Genomic DNA, 16,736 nt, shown 5'->3' on the forward strand with positions numbered 1-16,736 from the left:
TAATGGAATGGCCGGGGTAAGGGCCATTGAAGAGATACTGAGTGTTGCTAAAGACGAGTTTCAGATCACAATTTTCGGTGCCGAACCGCATCCCAATTACAACCGAATCCTTTTGTCAAAAGTGCTTCAAGGCGATACAGATATTAAAGATATTACGTTAAACGATTGGGACTGGTACGAAGAAAACAACATTCAATTGTATACAAATGAAACAGTCATCAAAGTGGACACGGAAAACAAAACAGTCATCACAGATGCAGACAGAATCCAGCCTTACGATGAATTGATCCTGGCGACAGGATCGGTCCCTTTTATCCTTCCGATTCCGGGCGCAGACAAAAAAGGCGTCACAGCTTTCCGGGACATAAAAGATACAGACACAATGCTCGCCGCGTCAAAACAATATAAAAAAGCTGCCGTCATCGGCGGAGGACTACTTGGTTTGGAAGCAGCTCGCGGACTGCTGAATCTCGGCATGGACGTGTCCGTCATCCACCTTGCCCCATTCCTGATGGAGCGCCAGCTTGATGCAACGGCAGGACGCCTGCTGCAAAACGAGTTAGAAAAACAAGGTATGACCTTTTTACTTGAAAAGCAAACAGAAGAAATTGTCGGTGATGACCGTGTCGAAGGCCTTCGCTTCAAAGATGGCACAAGCATTGAAGCCGATTTAGTCGTCATGGCTGTCGGCATCCGTCCGAATACAACACTCGGCGCCGAGAGCGGCATTCCGGTTAACCGCGGCATCATCGTCAATGATTATATGCAGACTGAAATCCCGCACATTTACGCGGTCGGCGAATGTGCCGAGCACCGCGGAATCGCCTACGGGCTTGTGGCACCGCTCTATGAACAGGCAAAAGTGCTGGCGAAGCATATTTGCGGCATCGAAACAAAACCGTATGAGGGCTCCGTTCTCTCCACACAGTTAAAGGTATCAGGCGTCGAGGTTTTCTCTGCCGGTGACTTTAACGAATCAGAAGAGAAAAAAGCGATTAAAGTCTTCGATGAGCAGGACGGCATCTATAAAAAAATCGTCCTGAGAGGCAATCAAATAGTCGGTGCTGTTTTATTCGGCGACAGCAGCGAAGGCAATCGCCTGTTTTCTATGATTCAAAAAGAAGCCGATATCTCTGAAACCTCTAAAATATCAATCTTACAGCCTCTCAGCCAAGAAGCAGGCACAAGCATCACCGCAGCGATGAGCGACGATGAAATCATCTGCGGCTGTAACGGCGTGTCAAAAGGTGCGATTATTCAAGCCATACAGGAAAAGGGCTGCTCGTCAACGGACGAGATCAAAGCATGCACTGGCGCATCCCGCTCATGCGGAGGCTGTAAGCCGCTCGTAGAAGAAATCCTCCAGCATACGCTCGGATCAGACTTTGATGCGTCAGCGCAAAAAGAAGCCATTTGCGGCTGCACCACATTGTCAAGAGATGAAGTCGTAGAAGAAATCAAAGCCAAAGGGCTGTCACATACAAGAGAAATCATGAATGTGCTCGGCTGGAAAACGCCAGAAGGCTGTTCCAAATGCCGGCCGGCTCTGAACTACTACTTAGGCATGATCAATCCAACCAAATACGAGGATGACCGGACATCCCGCTTTGTTAATGAACGAATGCACGCCAATATTCAAAAAGACGGAACATACTCAGTCGTTCCTCGGATGTACGGCGGCGTGACCAACTCCACAGATTTGCGCAAGATCGCCGATGTCGTTGACAAATATGAGATCCCGCTCGTGAAAATGACAGGCGGCCAGCGAATTGATCTTATCGGCGTGAAAAAAGAAGACCTTCCGAAGGTATGGGAAGATCTTGATATGCCTTCGGGCTACGCGTACGGAAAAACGCTCCGCACAGTGAAAACATGTGTAGGCGAGCAATTCTGCCGCTTCGGCACACAAGACTCCATGGCACTGGGCATTGCGCTTGAGAAAAAATTCGAAGGGCTGAACACGCCTCACAAAGTCAAAATGGCCGTGTCTGCCTGCCCGCGAAACTGTGCGGAATCCGGCATTAAGGACCTTGGCGTTGTCGGCATCGACGGAGGCTGGGAGCTTTATGTCGGCGGAAACGGCGGAACCCATTTGCGTGCCGGCGATTTGCTGATGAAGGTGAAAACAAATGAAGAAGTCTTAGAATACGCGGGCGCTTACCTGCAATATTACAGGGAAACCGCAAACTATCTGGAGCGTACGTCCGCATGGCTTGAGCGCGTCGGTTTATCCCATGTCCAATCCGTGTTAAACGATCCGGAAAAGCGGCAGGAGCTGAACGACCGAATGAATGAAACACTCTCTGTCCACAAGGATCCGTGGAAAGACTTTTTAGAGGATAAACAAACCTCTAAAGAATTATTTGAAAATGTCGTGACCACATCATAATGACAAAAACAATCATTGAGGAGGAATGGACATGGTAAACAAAGACGTAACAAAAGTATGTATCGGAAAAATTGAAGAATTGCCTGAACAATTAGGCAAAACAGTGTATATTGAAGATAAGGAGCTCGCGGTTTTCAAGCTTTCAGACGGAAGCATCCGCGCCATCGAAAACCGCTGTCCGCACAAAGGCGGCGTCCTGGCAGAAGGCATCGTCAGCGGTCAATATGTTTTCTGCCCGATGCACGACTGGAAAATTTCCTTAGAAGACGGAATCGTCCAAGAACCTGACCACGGATGCGTCAAAACATATGAAACGCTGATCGAAGGAGAACATGTTTATCTCGTATATTGATCAAAAGACCGGATCACTTTTCTAGTGGTCCTTCATTTTTTACAGTGACGGAAGGATGACATGATCATGAAGAACGGAATCGTATATTTCGTGGGAGCCGGACCCGGCGACCCAGGCCTGCTCACCATCAAAGGAAAACAGGCGCTCGAGGAAGCAGATGTGATTTTATATGACCGGCTCGCCAACCCGAAGCTGCTCGAATTTGCATCACCGGACTGCCAGTTTATTTATTGCGGAAAACTGCCAAACCGCCATTTTATGAAACAAAAAGAAATTAACGCCCTGCTGGTTGAAAAAGCATTAAATGGGTTAACCGTTATTCGCCTGAAGGGCGGAGATCCGAGCGTATTCGGCAGAGTCGGCGAGGAAGCAGATGCTCTTCATGAGCACGGCATTCGCTATGAAATGGTGCCGGGAATCACCTCTGGAATTGCAGCGCCGCTATATGCGGGCATCCCCGTCACGCATCGGGATTTTGCATCGTCTTTTGCCATGATTACAGCGCATGATAAATCATTAAAAGGCACGCCGAACCTTGACTGGGAAGGGCTGGCCCGAAGCGTACAAACCCTTGTTTTTTACATGGGTGTCAAGAACTTGTCTTATATTTGCCAGCAGCTTATTTCATACGGGAAATCGCCTTCTGTCCCTGTCATTGTCATCCAATGGGGAACGTGGGGCCGCCAGCGGAGTGTGAAAGGAACACTTGAGAACATTCAGCAAAAAGTGCAGGAACACCAGATTACAAACCCTGCGATTATCGTCATCGGAGACATCGTCAACTTTCAAACACACAGCTGGTTTGAAAGCAAACCGCTCATCGGACGGCATTTGATGGTTGTGACTCATGGCGAAGATGAAGACCCGCTTGCAGACAAGCTGCGCGATTCCGGCGCCGATCTCATCGAGTGGCCGAAATGGCGGACCGAAAACATGCCTGTCAATGAAGAAATTCTTCGAAAGATTGGCACCTTTGAAGACGTTTTTTTCACATCGCGCCGGGCGGTTTGTGAATTTTTCAGAGCACTGGCTTCTCAGAAAATCGACATCCGCCAGCTGACAGCCAAACTGAGTGCAGCATCTGAGCAAGCAAAGACAGAGCTTGAGAAACGGGGCTTTCTTGTCACCGCCATTCAGCCTGATTCAGAGAAACGTCTTGTTGTCGGGAGCCGCCATGCAGTGGAAAACATGCAAAAGCATGAATCCTGTTCGTTTTATATCACTCATGAAAACGTCATAGATGACCGGTTCACCCACATGATTCAGCGTACCATCAGTGAATCCCCGCTGCACATGGTCATTTGCCCGAACAAGCTGTCCGTTCAGCAATTGATCAATGGTGGCGAACAAATTGGCATTTCGCCGGAATTGTCAGCAAGCCGGCCCCCTATCGTCTGTATAGGCGATGACTCAGCTGCCGAAGCTTATGGATTCACAGCTGTACAAGAACAGGATGAATTGCTAGCTTTCATTCAGAATCAACAGACGCAGAAAAAGCTCCTTCACAGCTGATGGCTGGCAGCCCTTTCCCCCAAGGGCTGTTTTATTTATGCACCAATTTTTTATGATGGGTGGAATACATCGCCATATTCTCGGCCTTAGGGTCCAGATAAGCCTTGGCACTGTTGACCGCTGTCGGGCCTTCCGTAAATCCGCCGGCAATCAATCTCAGCTTGCTTTCATAAAAAGCCGCGTCGCCCGCCACAAACACGCCCGGAAGATTCGTTCGCATATGTCTGTCAGCTTTCACCCTTCCTTCTTCAATCTCCAGCCCCCACTCCATCATCGGCCCGAGATCAATTTTGAACCCATGATTAATGATCAGCTCATCAATTTCTATGTCTTTCCTCTGGCCAGACTCAGTATGACAAACGGTCACGCTTTTGATGCCCTCTTCATCTCCGTTCAACTGCTCCAGCCGATAAGGCGTAAGCACCCGCACCGATGATTGCTTCATTTTCGTCACGCTGCTTTCCATTCCGCCGAATTCCTCACGCCGATGAACGACAGTCACAGACGCCGCAATCGGTTCAAGCTCATTAGCCCAATCGACCGCAGTATCTCCGCCGCCTGATATCACCACGCGCTTATCTTTAAACGCATCGAGCTTCTCCACTCCATAATGAAGATTTTTGCCCGCATATCTGGCCGCATCCTCGCTGTCAAACTCATTGACCTCAAGTGTACCCATGCCGCAAGCCAAAATCACAGTTCTTGTATAGTGCTTCTCCCCTTCAGAACCCGTCAGTACAATGGTGCCGTCATTCAGGCGTTCAAACCCGGTCACACGCTGATTCAATACGATATCAGGATCAAACGTTGCCGCCTGCTCCTTCAACTGCTCGATCAGCTGCTTTCCCGCAATCCCCGGTATGCCGCCGATATCGCGAATGATTTTCTCAGGAAAGAATAAAGACACCTTTCCTCCGAGCTTCGGCAAAAATTCGATTACCTTTGTTTTTAGCTCCCGCATCCCGCAGTAAAAAGCAGTAAACAGCCCAATCGGCCCCCCGCCTATAATCGTAACGTCATATACCTCTTGATTCTCAGCCATCCGTCCTGCCTCCCGTTCACATCTATATCAAAGTTTTAATTGAGAATGAATATCAATAAAAAGTATATCATATTTCAAGGGCCTTTGTTTATTCATTTCTTCTCCTTGTGGTCAATTGCTGAAAACTCTATAATAGGCAAAAACCAATTGGGTGAAACAGATGAAAAGACGAGTCGAAACGATCACCTTCGATGGCAGTACACTAGAATATTCTGTGACAGGCAAGGGAACTCCGATCCTTGTCATGCATGGCGGGCATTCACATTGTTACGAGGAATTCGGATACACAGCGTTGATTGAGCAAGGGTATTCCATCATTACGCCTTCAAGGCCCGGCTATGGACGAACGTCAAAAGAAATTGGAAAAAGTCTTGCCAACGCCTGCCGTTTCTATGTGAAATTATTAGATCATTTACAAATCGACAGTGTCCATGTGATCGCCATCTCAGCAGGAGGGCCGAGCGGCATATGCTTTGCCTCACATTATCCGGAAAGAGTAAATACATTGACCCTGCAATCCGCAGTCACCAAAGAGTGGCTCACCCCAAAAGACACTGAATATAAATTGGGGAAAATTCTCTTCCGCCCGCCGGTGGAAAAGTGGATATGGAGGCTGATTTCTTCCTTGAATAACGCTTTCCCGCGTTTGATGTTTCGAGCTATGAGCCCCCAATTCAGCACGCTTCCGTTTCAGCGAATCAAGTCCTTGATGAATGAAAAAGACATAGAAGCATTTCGGAAAATGAACAGTCGGCAGCGCTCGGGTGAAGGATTTCTGATTGACTTGTCACAAACCGCCGCTGTCTCTTTAAAAGACCTGCAAGCCATCATATGTCCCGTGCTGATTATGCAAAGTGTTTATGATGGATTGGTTGACTTGTCACATGCACATCATGCAAAAGAGCACATTCGTGGCGCTGCTCTCTGTTTGCTTCACTCATGGGGACACCTGATTTGGCTCGGAAAAGAAGCTGCAGAAACAGGCAGTATCCTACTCGGCTTTTTGGAATCCTAACCAAAGTGAAACGATCCTTTCCCCTCCTCCGTCAAACAAGCAGTGCCTTTTTTTCTGGTATCATAAGAAAGGCAGCTTAACATGAGCGGAGGTTTTATTGTGACAGCACAATCATCTTTTCTTCAGCTGAATTCTATTTTTATCAGCATTTTAATAGAAGCCATTCCGTTTATTCTGATTGGCGTCATACTTTCCGGAATCATTCAAATGTTTGTTTCTGAAGAAATGATTGCAAAAATCATGCCGAAAAACCGTTTTCTCGCCGTTTTATTCGGTGCGCTGGCCGGCGTTTTATTTCCCGCCTGCGAATGCGGCATCATCCCGATTACGAGGCGGCTTCTGTTAAAGGGAGTTCCTCTGCATGCGGGCGTTGCTTTCATGCTGACCGCGCCTATCATTAATCCTATCGTTTTATTTTCTACTTATATTGCGTTCGGAAATAGATGGAGCGTGGTCTTTTACAGAGGCGGACTGGCTCTCGCCGTTTCGCTGATCATCGGGGTCATCTTATCCTATCAATTTAAGGATAACCAGCTTTTAAAGCCTGATGAACCCGGGCACCACCATCATCATCACGGCACCTTGCTCCAAAAACTGGGCGGGACCTTGCGGCATGCCATTGATGAATTTTTCTCCGTGGGGAAATATTTAATCATCGGCGCCTTTATCGCAGCCGCTATGCAGACGTATGTCAAAACATCCACTCTGCTTGCGATCGGGCAGAATGATGTATCCTCTTCCCTCGTGATGATGGGTCTGGCGTTTGTCCTGTCGCTTTGTTCAGAAGTTGATGCGTTCATCGCGTCTTCCTTCAGCAGCACATTTTCATTAGGATCGTTAATCGCCTTTCTCGTCTTTGGCGCAATGGTGGATATTAAGAATCTATTGATGATGCTTGCGGCCTTCAAAAAACGATTTGTTTTCCTGCTGATTACATACATTGTCGTGATTGTTTTAGCGGGATCACTACTGGTAAAGGGGTGATTGGATGTTTCGTTTATTGGTGCTGATGGGATTTACGTTTTTCTTTTATCATCTGCATGCCTCAGGAAATCTAACAAAATATATCAATATGAAATATGCCTATCTATCCTTTATTGCGATCTTCCTGCTGGCCATTTTGACAGCCGTTCAAGCGTATCTATTTATCAAGTCGCCTGAAAAAAGCGGGCATCACCATGACCATGATTGCGGGTGCGGCCATGATCACGAGCATGACCATGAACAAAACAAGCCATTTTATCAGCGTTATTTGATTTATGTTGTTTTTCTTTTTCCTTTGGTGTCAGGCATCTTCTTCCCGATTGCAACGCTTGACTCATCCATAGTCAAAACAAAAGGGTTCTCGTTTAAGGCGATGGAGAGCGGAGATCACTACTCCCAAACACAGTATTTGCGGCCTGATGCCAGCCTTTATTACGCGCAAGACAGCTATGACAAACAAATGAAACAGCTGTTTAATAAGTATTCCAGCAAAAAAGAGATTTCTCTGACCGATGACGATTTCCTAAAAGGAATGGAAACCATCTATAACTATCCGGGTGAATTTCTCGGACGGACGATAGAATTCCATGGATTTGCTTACAAAGGAAACGCAATTAACAAAAATCAGCTGTTCGTATTAAGGTTTGGCATCATTCACTGTATCGCTGATTCCGGCGTGTACGGGATGCTTGTGGAATTTCCGAAGGACATGGACATCAAGGATGATGAATGGATTCACATTAAGGGCACTCTGGCCTCAGAGTATTACCAGCCATTCAAGTCAACTCTCCCTGTCGTCAAAGTAACTGACTGGAATACCATTAAAAAACCTGATGATCCGTATGTTTACAGAGGATTTTAAGTGAAGACGAAACCAGTACAAGTACTGGTTTCTTTTTTATTTCTTTTTCATCAGCATCAAATCGAGATAGAGCTGGCACCGCGTTCTGAAATCGCTTAAATCGATCGATGTCATCTCAGTAATCTGTTTGATGCGGTAATTCAATGTATTTTGGTGAATAAACAGCTGTTCTGCCGCTGGTTTTGTTTTGCAGTTGTTGAGGAGATAGATTTCCAAGGTTTTGAGCAGCTCAGTGCTGCTTTCTTCGTCTTTTGCTTTTAATAAAGCTAAATCTTTATTCTCGTATTCTAAAAATTCATTTTTCTGTTCGATGCTTTCTAAATAGCGGTAAATGCCGAGTTTGGCATATTCATATGGAATGTTTTCCTGATTGCCGGTGATTTCTGCGGCTTTGATGACTTCAAGTGCTTCTGTGTAGCTCTTGCCAAGTTTTAATAGGTGATTATATTCGTTTCCGATACCGATATAAATAGGGGTAGGTATTTTTTGAAAGTGAAAATGTGTTAACAGCTTGTTAATAAACTCAGAAGCTGCTGAGGAGACGGAGCTTTTTTGGGAAAAACTCGCTACGACGATGACAATATTTGATTCGATCGTTAAGACATGACTGACCTTATCCCGTAAATTCAGGTACGACCTGATATTTTCCTTTAAATCCTCTACCGCTTCCCCATCCCCATTTGCGGCGTGCAGGATAACAACTGAAAACATGGAAGGCAGCACGGTGTTGATCCTTTCAGCTTCCCGTCTGAGTTCCTTCTCAGAGGTAAATTGCTGATAGATCGCCCGTTTGATGAGATCCTCTGCTTTTTCTTCCTTTTCCTGTTTCAATTTATTCGTTTTATAAATAATTTTCCCGACATGGAAGGAGGTCTCGTACAAAAAGTCGAGCTCTTCATCCGTCAGATTTTGGTCCAGCTCCTGAATCCAGATGTAGCCCATGACTTCCCCTTTGTGCTTTGCACTCACGACCACCCTCTGGTTTAACCCAATGCTTTCAATTTTATTGACGCGAAAAGGCTCAGGCTCTGTTTTCAATTTTTCAATAATTCCGTCCTTCAGAAACCTCTCAAAAATCTGGACCGGACACTTTTTCGAAAAAATAGTCTGCTGGTTGGCAGAATCAAAATGGTTAATATAGTAAGAATTATAGGCTAACAAAAAGAAATCCGCGCTTTCCAGTATCACTGGCTTTTGCAGTTCATAGCTAATAAAATCAATCAGCTTATCAACATCTGAAAATGAAAAAACTCTCTCTAAAAGCTCTTCCATACCTTTTTCTCCTATACTTTTTTTACTTTAATCATATCCATACGGGGTCTTTTTGTATAGAAAAAAATACGTTTGTTTCCAAAAGAAAAAAATGGCCGCTTAAAAGGAGAAAAGAGGAAAAAGGGACAGCCCCTTCCTCCTCCTTTCGATCTTTATTGCGACATTGTATCTTGGTAGTCGTTGAACTGGTCTGTGACAGCTTGTGACGGAGCCTGCGTCAATATGCTGACAAAAAAGACAGATAATAGACTCGCAGCAAAACCAGGTATCATTTCATACAGAAAGTCCGAAAGACCGGCATTCGCCCAAATGATTACAGTCGCTGCTCCCACAATCATGCCGGCGAGTGCCCCCCATTTGGTCATTCGTTTCCAAAACAGACTGAGCAGTACAATTGGCCCGAATGATGCACCGAAGCCCGCCCACGCGTAGCTGACCAATCCAAGGATGGTGTTATTTTTCTCCCAAGCCAGAACCAACGCGACAATTGAAACAGCCAGAACAGCCAGTCGGCCTAAAAACACCAGTTCTTTATCTGAAGCTGAGCGTCTGAACATCGACTTATACAAATCTTCTACCAGAGAGCTTGATGTCACAAGCAGCTGGGAAGAAATTGTACTCATAATCGCGGCCAAAATCGCTGAAATCAGAAAACCCGTGATAATCGGATGGAACAAGATATTCCCTAATTGAATAAAAATCGTCTCTGGGTCCTTCAGTGTCATGCCGCGCTGATGGTAATAAGCGATTCCGCCCAAACCGGTCAGCACTGCGCCTACTGCAGACAAAATCATCCAGCCCATCCCAATTCTGCGCGCTCTTTTGATCTCTTTGACAGACGTTATCGCCATAAAACGCACAATAATATGCGGCTGGCCAAAGTATCCCAGCCCCCAGGCAAACAAAGAAATAATGCCAAGGACGCTCGTTCCTTTGAAAATATTAAACATATCAGGATCTACAGAGCGGATTTCAGCAACTGTATCACCTGCTCCTCCCGTGTGGAAAAACGTAACGATCGGCACAAGAATGAGTGCGGCAAACATAATAATCCCCTGAACAAAATCTGTCCAGCTGACTGCCAAAAAGCCGCCAAACAGGGTATATGCCACAACAACACCCGTCACAATCCACAGGCCGGTGTGATAATCCATCCCCAAGATGCTGTTGAATAAAACGCCGCCGGACACCATTCCGGACGATACATAAAACGTGAAAAAGACTAAAATGACAATTCCCGAAAACAGTCTGAGAAGCTTTGTTTGATCTCCGAAGCGATTTTCCAGGAATCCGGGAATTGTAATAGAATTCCCCGCTTTTTCAGTATAGGTTCTCAGCCGCGGTGCGACGTAAAGCCAGTTCGCCCACGCTCCAAGGCAAAGTCCGATGACGATCCAAGCGCCGCTCAGACCAGTAGAAAACATGGCGCCCGGAAGCCCCATTAGCAGCCAGCCGCTCATATCGGCAGCGCCGGCACTGAGAGCGGTTACTGCCGGACCCAAAGAGCGTCCTCCCAGCATATAATCCGTCAGATTCGACGTACGCTTGTAAGCAAAGTAGCCGATTAGCAGCATTCCCGCCATATAAATACAAATCGAAATAATCAGCTGTGTGTTTTCTATGGCACTTCCTCCTCTTTTTTATAGTATATGGATGAAATGGACACCCCCGCAGGGAGGATGCCCATTTAGTCCCGCTTAGAACATTTCACTGATTGTTTTTGCTTGCATATGCAGAGCCAAGTAATCCGGCCCGCCTGCTTTTGAATCCGTTCCCGACATTTTGAAGCCGCCAAACGGATGGTAGCCGACGATAGCACCTGTACAGTTGCGGTTGAAGTATAGGTTTCCGACATGGAATTCCTGTTTCGCACGCTCGATGTGCTTGCGGTTGTTTGTGATTACTGCGCCTGTCAAACCATATTCAGTATTGTTTGCCACTTCTAAAGCTTCATCAAAGTCTGACACTTTACAAAATGCAACGACAGGTCCGAAAATTTCTTCCTGCATGAGTCTTGCTTTCGGATCAAGGTCAGCGAAGATCGTCGGTTTGATGAAGTATCCTTTCGAATCATCACCAGTACCGCCGCTTACTAGACGCCCTTCCTGTTTTCCGATCTCAATATAGCTCATAATTTTATCATAAGAACCTTGGTCAATGACAGGTCCCATATAAACATCTGCACTGTCAGGTTTAGCTGTTACTTTTGATTCCGTAATTTCAATGACACGCTCTAATACTTGATCATACACTTTTTCATGAACAACTGCACGTGAACCTGCAGAGCATTTTTGTCCCGCAAAGCCGAATGCTGAAGTAAAGATCGATTGAGCCGCTAATTCAATGTCCGCATCCTCATCAACAACAACCGTATCTTTACCGCCCATTTCAGCGATGACACGCTTTAAATGCTGCTGGCCCGGCTGAACCTTCGCCGCGCGTTCGAAAATTCTCGTACCAACTTCTCTTGATCCCGTAAATGTGATAAGGCTTGTTTTCGGATGGTCAACAAGATAGTCGCCTACTTCCGCTCCGCTTCCCGGAACAAAGTTGACTACGCCTTTTGGCAATCCGGACTCTTCAAGCACCTCAACAAATTTTGCTGCAATAACAGGTGTAGCACTCGCAGGTTTCAGAACCACTGTGTTTCCAGTAACGATCGGCGCCACTGTTGTGCCTGCCATGATCGCAAACAAGAAGTTCCAAGGCGGGATAACGACTGTCACTCCAGTCGGCGTGTATACATATTGGTTTTTCTCGCCTTCACGGCTGTTGACCGGTTTGCCTTTTGCCAGTTCGATCATTTGGCGTGCATAATACTCCATGAAGTCAATCGCTTCAGCCGTATCGGCATCCGCCTCGTTCCAAGGCTTTCCTGCTTCTTTCACAAGCAAAGCTGAGAATTCATGTTTTCTTCTGCGGACTTTGGCAGCAGCGCGGAACAGGACAGCCGCTCTCTCTTCAGGAGACGTATATCTCCACTCTTCAAATGCTTTTGCAGCCGCTTGAATCGCTTGCTCAGCGTGCTCTTGAGACGCTTTTGACACTCGGCCGACGACTTCTTCTTTATCAGCCGGGTTGATTGAAACGATTTTCGCTTCCGTTTCCACTCTCTCGCCGTTAATGACAAGCGGATAGTCTTTTCCTAAATATTCGCTTACTGTCGCAAGCGCTTTTTTAAACGCTTCCACGTTGTTTTGATCTTGGAAATTTGTGAATGGCTCGTGTTTGTAAGGTGTTGTCATGATAATCTCTCCTTTTTTACTTCTTTGTCATTCCTTTGAAAGCAAATGCAATGTTTGACGGACGTTCTGCAAGGCGTCTCATAAAGTAGCCGTACCAATCCTCGCCGTATGGCAGGTAGACTCTCATGTTATAACCTTCTTTTACGAGGCTGAGCTGGGTTTGCGACCGCATGCCGTACAGCATCTGAAATTCAAACTTGTCATTGGCAATGCCATGTTCCTTGGCAAGCTGCTTTGTAAAGTCGATCATTTTGTCGTCATGTGTGGCAATCGCTGTATAGTGACCGTTTAAGAGCTGCTTTCGGATGATTTTTTTGTAATTTTCATCGACATCGCTTTTCTCCGGGAAAGCTACTTTTTCTGATTCTTTATAAGCTCCTTTTACAAGGCGAAGGAACGGGTTTAAAGAATCCAAATCGTCAATGTCTTTTTCCGTCCGGTACAGATAGGCTTGCAGCACTGTGCTCACATGCTCGTATTTCTTTCTGAAATCTTTGAAAATATCAAGCGTTTTCTGGCATCTGACTTCGTCCTCCATGTCAATGGTGACCATGATTTTATGTTTCTCGGCCGTCTGAAGGATTTTTGTCATATTTTCATACACCAAATCCATATCTATATCCAAACCTAAAGACGTCATTTTTAAAGAAACGTGTGAGTTCAGCTCCTGATCTGCGATGGTCGCAATGGTTTGAATGCACTCTTCCGTACGCTCCCGTGCGACCTCGGCGCTGTTCACAAACTCGCCTAAATGATCGACAGTAACTGACAAACCTTGGCTGTTAAGCTGTCGAATGGTCGGGATTGAACTGTTAAAGTCATTCCCGCCGATAATTTTACCCGCTGCTACCCGGCTTCCCCAGTTCCTCGCCATTTTATTGAGAAAGCCGCTTTTGGATAAAAATAAGAAAAAATCTCTTGTGATCACTTCCAACCTCAACACCCCGCAATCTAAGAAGTATTTGTATGAGTTTATTGTAAATGGACAAAACCGACGTTCACAATATTCTCAAAATACAAAGATTCTGATTATTTTTGTGGGTTTGTCACAATCAGATAGTTAGAAAGTCGGGGGGGATTCTGTCGAATAAAGGAGAAAAGGAAGCGACAAAAAACATCAGCTTCCTCCATCCTTCCACACTTCTTCAACCGTATTCAAAAGCAAACGGTTCAACTCAGGTGTCATATCTTTTTTCTCTGCCTTCAGTTCTTTTGCCGCTTCCATGATTCTTTCAATTTCCGTTTCAATGAATTGGTGAATAACATCAATTCTTGCTTCGAGGTCAAGCTCTTCCCCTCTTCTTTTCCGTTCAAGCAAGGTTTCCATTTCAGCCTTCAGCTCGGGTTCAGCAACAAGTTCATTCATCAAAACAGTAAAGTCCATTGGCGGAATGGTTCCGTGCTTTTCAATCCATTGGCAAGCCAAAATAGGCCGAAGAACGTAGAAGTACTTTTTAATTTTGACCTCTTGTCCTTGTAGATAATCCTTGACGTTCCTTCTCGCCATATTGATATAGTGATACACGCTTGCTTCAGGCTTAAATGCCTCCGTGCGCAGTTTTCTTAACTGCTCTGCGGTCGTAAATGCTTCATAATACACAATGTCTGAGGACAGCCATTCGAGGAGCGGAGGGTTTGACTTTTTGAAAAGCCGAAGCGTTTTTCTCAGCTCCCAGCCGCTGATATCCAGCAAATCGTGAATCGGTTCCTCAATGACATCACGCTCCTGCTCAATTGAAAAATACCACTCCTTTTTCGGCACATAAATAAAGCGGACGTCGTAATCACTATCCTGCGACGGAAATCCCCATGCGCGGCTTCCTGACTCGACGGCATACACGATTTTGACTCCATATGACTGCTCGATCCGTTTTAATTCATCAATGATTCTTTGTTTCATATCTATTCGTCTCCAGTCTGTTCTCATTCCGGCAGTTTGCAGAAAAAAACCGCCTGATGATATGCGACGGCTTTTCACATTTATCAGCCTTTAAGATGCTGCTTAAAGAAAGCAAGTTTTTCCGTTTGAAAAGCAGGGATATACTCATGTCCGAAGTAGCGGTACACCTTCAGCTCTTTCTTTGTTTCCAAATGATTGTAGGCGGCAAACACGGTGGACGGCGGCGTGACCTTGTCAATCAGGCCGATTGACATCAGGACAGGCACCTTCACTCGGTCAGCGAGATTCATAATATCGAAATATGAAAGTGTCTTCATCGCCTGCGCTTCTGTTTCCGGGCTGCCATTTCTTCTGAAGAAGGAATTGATTTCAAGGTACGGCTGTTCAAGCGCCACATCAATGGCCCGTTCGAAGTTGCTTAAATAAGGATAATCGGCAACCGCGGCTTTTGGAATGTCTGACAGCGCTGCTGCGGCAATGGTTAAACCTCCGCCTTGGCTTCCTCCTGTCACACCGATCCTTGTTTCGTCAACCTCGTCGAAGCTGCTGATGACCTCAAGCGCGCGGACGGCGTCCAAATAAACACCGCGGTAATAGTATGTATCTTTATCAAGAATTCCTTTCGTCATCCAGCCCAAAGCGTGACCGTGCGGTGAAATACTCGTATCCTCGCTGCTCTGCTGGCCGCGGACAAGCATGCCGAATGCGGCGTAGCCATGGAGTGCCCAGTTTACCATTTCATGAATCTCACCATCATAGCTTGCATTGTAGCCATGATATTTCACGATCGCCGGATGCGGGCCTTCCTTGTCAGGCACCGCGTACCATCCGGTAATGCGGGCGTTTCCGAAGCTTTTATATGTGAGACGGTACACTTTTACTCCGTCAGCAGGATAGTCAACCGGCTGTAAATCAGGTTCTGCTTGGACTTTTGCAAGTTCCTCCAAAGACAATTTCCAAAACTCAGAAAAATCTTTCGGTGCTGTTTTTTCAGGCTTATATGTTTGCAATTGGTCGAGCGGCAGATCGAATAGTTGCATTTCCGATTATTCCCCTTTGTTTTATAAGATTTAGTTTGTATTCCTATACTACCACGTTTCGGCTTTGTTTTCTAAATATTTTCATCTTTGTTTCCCAGACAGCCTTCATCAAACGTTTGTTTAAGACTTTCCCGGCTTAGTTCCATAAAGGCCTGGGCGGTCAGACTGACATAGCGGTTCTTTAAAAAGACAAAGACGAGGGTTCGTGATGGCGCGGATTGAATCGATAAATAGATCACACCCGGATCTTTATCCCTTCTGACCATATTCGGCGCCATTGTCACACCTAATCCGTTAGCCACAAGAGATTGGGCGGTTTCAATATGGCTTGTCTTAAAGGCAGCATTCGGCTTAAAGCCGCTTTCCGCACAGAGATCGAGAACTGTCCTGCGAAAGCCGAAGCCTTCTTTTAACAGAATAAAGGGCACGTTCCTTACCATGTCAAGCGGCACGCACGGCTGGCGTCCCTCATCTTCTTCCAGCGCTTTCTCAATCAGAGCGACCATTTCCGGCGGCATCCACCTTTGTTTTTCCTTCGGCACCGCGAGAACAACCGGTTCCGTGAGCAAGGGTATAATGGAGAGCCGTTCATCCTCGATCGGCAAGGATAAAACAGAAAGGTCAACTTCTCCCTTTGCCGTCATCTCCTCTAATGAAACCGGATCTTTTTCAACAAGCTGAACCTCCACATGAGGATAGCGCGCCAAAAACTGCTTCAGCAGCGGAGGAAAGAGATATCTCCCTGTTACAGCAGGAATCCCGATGGATAATTTATGACCGATTCCCTGTGATCGCTCCTGCATTTCCCGAAGCAAATCATCTCTGGAACGAATGATGTCCTCGGCTTTTTCAATGAAACGCCTGCCGTGGGGTGTCAGTGTAACAGAGCCATGAGATCTGTGAAAAAGGGTAAGCCCCAGCTCAGCCTCAAGCTTTTTGATTTGCTGGCTGAGAGACGGCTGTGCGATATGAAGATGTTCCGCCGCCTTTGTAAAGCTTTGACGCCGGGCAATTTCAGCTGCATATTCCATCACTTTAATATCCATTTCAGCCTCCATAGGTTGAACCTATCGTTTTCATCATTTTTATATCTTGGACGAATCATAACAGAAATTGCTAACAT

General features: G+C 46.1%; 14 protein-coding genes. 6 read left to right on the forward strand and 8 right to left on the reverse strand.

The window, feature by feature from the left end:
* The 3 genes from nasD to cobA all read left to right on the forward strand — a co-directional run.
* Positions 1 to 2,389, forward strand: a 2,389-nt coding sequence (nasD, locus tag RAC86_RS07360) for an NADPH-nitrite reductase (RefSeq protein ID WP_377885454.1), incomplete at its 5' end; no start/stop codon positions are given.
* A gap of 31 nt (positions 2,390 to 2,420) precedes the next feature.
* A complete protein-coding gene (nirD, locus tag RAC86_RS07365) occupies positions 2,421 to 2,741 on the forward strand; it encodes a nitrite reductase small subunit NirD (protein ID WP_003246252.1) in 321 nt (106 codons plus the stop codon).
* 60 nt (positions 2,742 to 2,801) lie between these two features.
* The gene (gene cobA, locus RAC86_RS07370) at positions 2,802 to 4,253 is read left to right on the forward strand and encodes a uroporphyrinogen-III C-methyltransferase (protein ID WP_377885455.1); all 1,452 of its coding nucleotides are present in this window, start codon (positions 2,802 to 2,804) and stop codon (positions 4,251 to 4,253) included.
* Between the two features lie 31 nt (positions 4,254 to 4,284).
* Here cobA and ffoR read toward each other — a convergent pair whose 3' ends face one another.
* Positions 4,285 to 5,295 carry a ferredoxin--NADP(+) reductase gene (gene ffoR, locus RAC86_RS07375; RefSeq protein ID WP_327837515.1) on the reverse strand — a complete coding sequence of 337 codons (1,011 nt, stop codon included), beginning with the start codon at positions 5,293 to 5,295 and terminating at the stop codon, positions 4,285 to 4,287.
* Positions 5,296 to 5,455: 160 nt separating this feature from the next.
* Between ffoR and RAC86_RS07380 the strand changes: the two genes are divergently transcribed.
* From RAC86_RS07380 to RAC86_RS07390, 3 genes are all read left to right on the forward strand, one after another.
* Positions 5,456 to 6,310 (forward strand): alpha/beta fold hydrolase, encoded by an 855-nt coding sequence (locus tag RAC86_RS07380; protein WP_172480944.1) that lies wholly within the window; start codon positions 5,456 to 5,458, stop codon positions 6,308 to 6,310.
* 99 nt (positions 6,311 to 6,409) lie between these two features.
* A complete protein-coding gene (locus tag RAC86_RS07385; RefSeq protein WP_088325278.1) occupies positions 6,410 to 7,294 on the forward strand; it encodes a permease in 885 nt (294 codons plus the stop codon).
* A 4-nt stretch (positions 7,295 to 7,298) separates the two neighbouring features.
* Positions 7,299 to 8,156 (forward strand): TIGR03943 family putative permease subunit, encoded by an 858-nt coding sequence (locus RAC86_RS07390; RefSeq protein ID WP_003234649.1) that lies wholly within the window; start codon positions 7,299 to 7,301, stop codon positions 8,154 to 8,156.
* A 36-nt stretch (positions 8,157 to 8,192) separates the two neighbouring features.
* Here the strand turns inward: RAC86_RS07390 and putR are convergent, their stop codons facing one another.
* The 7 genes from putR to RAC86_RS07425 all read right to left on the reverse strand — a co-directional run bounded on the left by putR (position 8,193) and on the right by RAC86_RS07425 (position 16,659).
* On the reverse strand, positions 8,193 to 9,428 hold the full coding sequence (putR, locus tag RAC86_RS07395) for a proline utilization transcriptional regulator PutR (RefSeq protein WP_003234651.1): 1,236 nt from the start codon (positions 9,426 to 9,428) through the stop codon (positions 8,193 to 8,195).
* Between the two features lie 152 nt (positions 9,429 to 9,580).
* A complete protein-coding gene (putP, locus tag RAC86_RS07400) occupies positions 9,581 to 11,035 on the reverse strand; it encodes a sodium/proline symporter PutP (RefSeq protein ID WP_483861760.1) in 1,455 nt (484 codons plus the stop codon).
* Positions 11,036 to 11,125: 90 nt separating this feature from the next.
* Positions 11,126 to 12,673: an L-glutamate gamma-semialdehyde dehydrogenase gene (gene pruA, locus RAC86_RS07405; RefSeq protein ID WP_003234655.1), complete on the reverse strand. Its 1,548-nt coding sequence runs from the start codon at positions 12,671 to 12,673 to the stop codon at positions 11,126 to 11,128.
* Between the two features lie 16 nt (positions 12,674 to 12,689).
* Positions 12,690 to 13,601, reverse strand: a complete 912-nt coding sequence (gene putB / locus RAC86_RS07410; RefSeq protein WP_003246421.1) for a proline dehydrogenase PutB — start codon at positions 13,599 to 13,601, stop codon at positions 12,690 to 12,692.
* A 189-nt stretch (positions 13,602 to 13,790) separates the two neighbouring features.
* Positions 13,791 to 14,573, reverse strand: coding sequence for a nucleotidyltransferase domain-containing protein (locus RAC86_RS07415; protein WP_031315677.1), 783 nt, complete (start codon positions 14,571 to 14,573; stop codon positions 13,791 to 13,793).
* Positions 14,574 to 14,656: 83 nt separating this feature from the next.
* A complete protein-coding gene (gene cah, locus RAC86_RS07420; protein WP_377885456.1) occupies positions 14,657 to 15,613 on the reverse strand; it encodes a cephalosporin C deacetylase in 957 nt (318 codons plus the stop codon).
* A gap of 71 nt (positions 15,614 to 15,684) precedes the next feature.
* Positions 15,685 to 16,659 carry a LysR family transcriptional regulator gene (locus RAC86_RS07425; RefSeq protein ID WP_119898983.1) on the reverse strand — a complete coding sequence of 325 codons (975 nt, stop codon included), beginning with the start codon at positions 16,657 to 16,659 and terminating at the stop codon, positions 15,685 to 15,687.
* Positions 16,660 to 16,736 lie beyond the last annotated feature (77 nt).

The organism is Bacillus sp. LR_5 (assembly GCF_042709275.1).